The sequence below is a fragment of the Leptospira borgpetersenii serovar Javanica genome, from assembly GCF_003046425.1.
GTDB lineage: Bacteria > Spirochaetota > Leptospiria > Leptospirales > Leptospiraceae > Leptospira > Leptospira borgpetersenii.
Genome location: NZ_QAJG01000022.1, coordinates 1 through 5,000, shown reverse-complemented (window position 1 = coordinate 5,000; position 5,000 = coordinate 1). Strand labels below are relative to the sequence as shown.

Annotated in this window: 5 protein-coding genes and 2 pseudogenes (1 of these 7 running past the window's edge); 4 read left to right on the top strand and 3 right to left on the bottom strand. The window is 40.2% G+C overall.

Going from position 1 to position 5,000, the window contains the following annotated elements:
- The 4 genes in view from CLV95_RS14750 to CLV95_RS14735 are tightly spaced (at most 14 nt apart) and all read left to right on the top strand, a layout consistent with a single transcriptional unit that may run on beyond the window.
- On the top strand, positions 1-776 hold the final stretch of the coding sequence (locus CLV95_RS14750; protein ID WP_002733854.1) for an LTA synthase family protein. It extends 1,192 nt beyond the left edge of the window; 776 of the gene's 1,968 nt are visible here — the last part of the coding sequence; its start codon lies off the left edge, out of view; its stop codon occupies positions 774-776.
- 3 nt (positions 777-779) lie between these two features.
- Positions 780-1,778 carry an N-acetylneuraminate synthase family protein gene (locus CLV95_RS14745; protein WP_002730849.1) on the top strand — a complete coding sequence of 333 codons (999 nt, stop codon included), beginning with the start codon at positions 780-782 and terminating at the stop codon, positions 1,776-1,778.
- Positions 1,771-2,904 carry a peptidoglycan DD-metalloendopeptidase family protein gene (locus CLV95_RS14740; RefSeq protein WP_002730844.1) on the top strand — a complete coding sequence of 378 codons (1,134 nt, stop codon included), beginning with the start codon at positions 1,771-1,773 and terminating at the stop codon, positions 2,902-2,904. The genes CLV95_RS14745 and CLV95_RS14740 overlap by 8 nt, the downstream gene beginning before the upstream one ends.
- A 14-nt stretch (positions 2,905-2,918) precedes the next feature.
- The gene (locus CLV95_RS14735) at positions 2,919-3,467 is read left to right on the top strand and encodes a hypothetical protein (protein ID WP_002733790.1); all 549 of its coding nucleotides are present in this window, start codon (positions 2,919-2,921) and stop codon (positions 3,465-3,467) included.
- 21 nt (positions 3,468-3,488) lie between these two features.
- Here the strand turns inward: CLV95_RS14735 and CLV95_RS19495 are convergent, their stop codons facing one another.
- The 3 genes and pseudogenes from CLV95_RS19495 to CLV95_RS19485 form a co-directional block, all read right to left on the bottom strand.
- Positions 3,489-3,611 carry a DUF3658 domain-containing protein gene (locus CLV95_RS19495; RefSeq protein WP_002733907.1) on the bottom strand — a complete coding sequence of 41 codons (123 nt, stop codon included), beginning with the start codon at positions 3,609-3,611 and terminating at the stop codon, positions 3,489-3,491.
- A 200-nt stretch (positions 3,612-3,811) separates the two neighbouring features.
- Positions 3,812-3,913, bottom strand: a pseudogene (locus CLV95_RS19490) (DUF1835 domain-containing protein); the annotation flags it as partial.
- Between the two features lie 998 nt (positions 3,914-4,911).
- Positions 4,912-5,000 (bottom strand): annotated as a pseudogene (locus CLV95_RS19485) (DUF1564 domain-containing protein); the annotation flags it as partial.

Genomic DNA, 5,000 nt, shown 5'->3' with positions numbered 1-5,000 from the left:
ATACGATTCTCGGTCAGGAATACTTTGATACCCTTCAAAAATACAAACCCGGTCCTTGGGGTTATTACGATGGAGATTTGTTAAACGAATTACACGAAATTATAATCAAACAAGAACCGCCATTTTTAGCGCTTGCTTTGACCTTAACCACTCATTATCCCTATCAGGTTCCTTCCCGAGAAGACGAGGTGTTTTCTTCCTCACTTGAGGAAGCGGATTATTTCAACGTATATCGCTATGCGGATAAGTCGATCTACTCCTTTCTGGAAAAAGCAAAAAAAGCTCCCTACTTCAAAGATACGGTTTTTATTTTTGTGGGAGACCATACACATCACAGGAATCTGGATTATTTCGAAGATAGAAACGTTCCCTTTCTAATCTATTCTCCGGGAAGAATCCCTTCTCGAGTCGATCCAAGAATTTCCTCTCAACTCGATGTCATTCCGACCATCCTTGGAATCGTCGGTAAAAAAGTTCAATTCTCAGCGATGGGGAGAAATCTTTTGGATAAACGGATTTCCGGCGGAGTCGCCTATTTTGCTTTCGGAAATCTTTTCGGCTGGATCGAAAACAATTGGATCTTTTACAGTTTTACGGATAAGGTTCGCAATTCCTCTTTCTCTATCGTTCCAAGAATTGGGGAAACGGAAGAATGTAAGAACGACCCGGTACAATGCGAAATATACCATCGGAAAGCAAAATCATTTTGGAACTTAAGTTACGAGTTAATGAGCCGAAATCTTATATATCCCCCAAAGAATAAAAATACGAAGTAAAACATGACCTTTCTAAAAAAATTTTCAATCGCATCCGAACTATACGTTGGCTCCGAATCCCCTCCGATCGTCGTCGCAGAAATCGGGTTAAATCACAACAACGACGAAGAGATCGGCAAAAAAACGATCGCCGCCGCAAAAAAGGCCGGGGCACAAGTCGTAAAATTTCAATCTTATGTTACGGAAGAATTTATCGACGTCCACAATCCGGACGCGAAGATTCTCGTGGATATATTCAAAAAATATGAATTATCCGAAACAATGCATAGGAAATTTCAAAAAACCGCAGAAGACGAAGGCCTGTTTTTTTTTTCCACCCCTCTTTGTGTCAATTCTTTGCATCTTCTTTTAAGTCTTAAAGTTCCCGCGATCAAGATTGCAAGCGGAGATATAACCAACAAAACCCTTCTTTTAGAAACCGCAAAATCGAAACTTCCGGTGATTCTCTCCTCGGGTGCCGCAGATTTTTTCGAAGTGAATCGGGCAATCTCATTCTTAGAAAAAGAAGGAACGGACAAACTCTGTCTTTTACACTGCGTTTCTCTTTATCCAACGCCTCCGGAAAAAACGAATCTCAAAGTAATAGAAACATTCAAAAACCTTTATCCGTTTCCGGTGGGTTTTTCGGATCATACCATCGGAAATATCGCCGCCTCGATCGCCGTTTCCTTAGGAGCGTGTATGATCGAAAAACATTTCACACTGGATCGGAATCTGGACGGACCGGATCACGGAATTTCCGCAAATCCGGAAGAACTAAAAACGGTTTGTGAAAACGCTCTTATCGCTTGGAAAATGAAAGGAAACGGAGAAAAAAAACCTTGGCCGGAAGAAATAAGCGGAAGGTTTTTCGGTAGAAGATCTTTGTATGCAGATGCAAACGGTTCGCCGATCGCTCTCCGACCGGATCTAACTCAAAAAATCGGAACGTATTTAGATTCCTGGGAAATCGAAAAAACAAACGGACTCGAATCGGAGCCGGGCAAACCCTTCCATGTCTAATATTTTTAAATTACAAAATTCGATTATAATTTTCGGATTTTCGATCTTTTTCACTTTCACTTCCATAATCGGGACTTCGATCTCATACGGGAATCTCGGCTCCGAAACGGACTTTATCGACTTCGGTAGATGGACTACGACACCCTTCAGTTATTCGGTATCCTCCTCTTTTTCATCCGAATACGGCGGATTTAACCTATTCGATTCCGATTCGAACACCCATTGGTATTCCACCAATCGTTCCGGTTCGGAATGGATCATCGTTGATTTCGGATCCAAAAGACTTATCAATGGCCTGGAAATCACAGTCCCCCTTTTTAGAAAAGAAAGAGCGGCAAAAAAATACGAAGTTCAGGTCTTGATCCGAGACGACTGGAGAACTATATTCGTAAATCAGGACGTAAAGCTGCACAACTTCCATAAACTCGAAAACTTGGATGCCTCGGTCTTGAGAATTTACTTTCCAGATACGACGGATCACGGCGTAGTGATCAGCGATCTAAAACTTTTTCTGAATCAACAGCTATTAAACGGAATCGAGCCCAGACTTCGCGGCTATACTTTTCCCGTTCCCGATGGATTGATTCCGAGCTTAGACTTTCAACTTCCGAACGCTCCCCGTGTCTATCGAAACGGAGTTCATAAAGGAATCGATATATACAAAAAAAAAGAACCATCCGGTCAAATCCGAAATCTAAATTTCCAAGACGAAGCGGTTTCCCCGGCTGACGGCGTTATAGTTCGCGCGGATCATTCGTATTTTCCAATGACTTCAGCGGACTACGAATATCACACATCCCAATCCCAAAAAGGAACGGTTACTTACGTCGAAAAGGATTTCGGAGGAAGACAGGTTTGGATCGATCACGGACACGGCGTAATGTCTAGTTTCAATCACCTTTCTTCGATTCGAAAAAATCTAAAAATAGGAAACAAGGTAAAACGAGGGGAAGTGATCGGGACAATCGGCAACTCAGGTCTTATGGAAGAAGCGAAAGGGATTACAGATAACGCGCATCTTCACTTTGAAATTTGGGTGGACGGGGAATTTTTCGGGAACGGAGTCGCACCGGTGCAGGTACGAAAAATGCTTCAGCTTTTCTTTAAACGCAACGGAGCGGATTAACGCGAGATTTCAAAATGTGTTATTACATCACGTCCACATTTCCCGACCAAGTCGATATTGAAAAAGCAAAGAAAACGCTGGATCGTTATCATTTACAATTTAATGAAATTCTAAATTCTTGGATTTTAAAGCAGATCCCGAACCGCCGTAGATATTTCCGACCAACTTTAAAGATCTGCGATTGTGGAACCGAATTGGGAAGTTTGAACGGTAACAAGAAAAAAGATCACAAATCCGACACGGATAAACTCAAAAGAAAAGGCTGGTCCCAATCCAAAATCAACCGCTGGGTTAAAGAAAGAAACGCCTATCAAATCAAGAATTCCGTAAAATTTGATTCTTATAAGAATCACAATCTATCCGAAGGAGGCTTCTGGTATCAATTTATTAACGATTGGTTACAAATATCGAAAGAATTCGGACTTTTGCTGCACTGGTACGACGGAACGATAGAAGAGGAAAACTTCGAACTAAAAAAGATTCAAAAAATCAAAATAGAAGATATATCCGAAATGTTCTTTAGTAAAATGGAATACGATACTTTATATTTATTTCAAAAGTAATGCCGAGATCAAACTGCTAAATCAACACTTTCCTACGACTCGAATCGCCATTTGCCATTCCTTCGTTACCAGAAACAAAATATCCGAATCATAGTAATCGACGGATAAAAAAACAACCTTTCCTTCTTTGAATTCACGCAGCATTTCTTTTCGGTCTCGGATCTCACATACTCATCCGAATAACGACTGCGGTCCTGAAGATCCAAATCGCAGCTTAAATTCGATGCCTTATATTCGGTAAGAATTTTCGTACGATTTGAATTCTCCCAATCGTACCAATTCTTCACGTTGACGACCTTCACCGAACCTTCGTAATCGCGCAAGAACCAACATACCATACGCAGAAAGATTTGATCGTTCGTGAACTCATTCTGCCAAGCGATTACCGATTCCGTTTTTTTAGATCGGATTTTTTTTCGAAAGCGTTTATTGCGTCGGAAATCCATTCAAATTCTTTCTAAAGCGTTCGACCGTTTAAAAGCATTTCGGCCAAATAGAAAAGACATTCCGGAAAACTCGAGAGCGGTCCCATATACAAATTGTAGTCGTCGATCGAAACAATCGTAAATTTCGGAAACAGGTTCTTTAACTTTTTCGCATTATAGACATTGGACAAAATATGAAGAACGGACATAGAGGCCAATATTTCTCTCAATCTAACGAAGGGTCAATTCGATTTCGATCAATCGCAAAATATTCCCACAAATCTTCCGTAAACAACGAACATTCGATAGCGCATAATGCGTATTGAGCGAAAATAGCGCACGTCTTCATTACACAAAAATTCAATACGAGCAGCGTTTTCGTAAACACATTCAAAATATAGAATACAATTATTCCGCTGCTCTTAACATTGCGCTAAGGATGTGAAGCAGTTGTTTCGTTAGAGACAACTGAAGGCGATAGCCATACAACTTTTTCCGTAAGAAAAATTTGTGCCGAAGGCCTTTTCGCGAAACAAGCCTGGCCTGCTCCTTTCTCGAGAAATTTTGTTTTCGTTCCAATTAGAGCAAGAACGCCACAATCCGATCCGTAGAAAAAACTCATTTGGAAAAACAAGCGATAACATTCTTTTAAAAAACAAATTTTCCTCTTTCGAAACAAGTTATCGGGATGTATCCTTCAATATGCAAGTCATCAATTCCAGAAATTTTTCTTTCTGAAAATCGCGTTTTAAAACGGAACCACAAGTGATATATAAAATTCCATATTCAGAAATCTGCAACCGTTCGAGTTGTTTAGAATCTCTTAAATCAACAATAATACCCAAAACCTAACAGTTGCGTAATAGGAATCAACCGGATCTTAATTTCGGAATTTCTTTTACAATCCATTGATAGACATGAGTCTTCTCATCATACATCCGGTTGGATATCCGGATCTCTTCTTTGGATTCGAATCCGGTTTGTTGATTACGCTCAGACGAATTTGATCTGGGTGGTTTTTATTCTTTTACATAATATGGATATTTGTTTGTCATTGGGTTTGGTTCGAATTGTAATTCTCTCGAAATGAGATTTTGTCTCCTGTCAA

What these genes read in the sequence shown, in the direction of transcription:
- CLV95_RS14740 (WP_002730844.1), top strand. Translation starts at nt 1,771, where the DNA reads ATGTCTAATATTTTTAAATTACAAAATTCGATTATAATTTTCGGATTT.
- CLV95_RS19495 (WP_002733907.1), bottom strand. Translation starts at nt 3,611, where the DNA reads ATGCTGCGTGAATTCAAAGAAGGAAAGGTTGTTTTTTTATCCGTCGAT.
- CLV95_RS14735 (WP_002733790.1), top strand. Translation starts at nt 2,919, where the DNA reads ATGTGTTATTACATCACGTCCACATTTCCCGACCAAGTCGATATTGAA.
- CLV95_RS14745 (WP_002730849.1), top strand. Translation starts at nt 780, where the DNA reads ATGACCTTTCTAAAAAAATTTTCAATCGCATCCGAACTATACGTTGGC.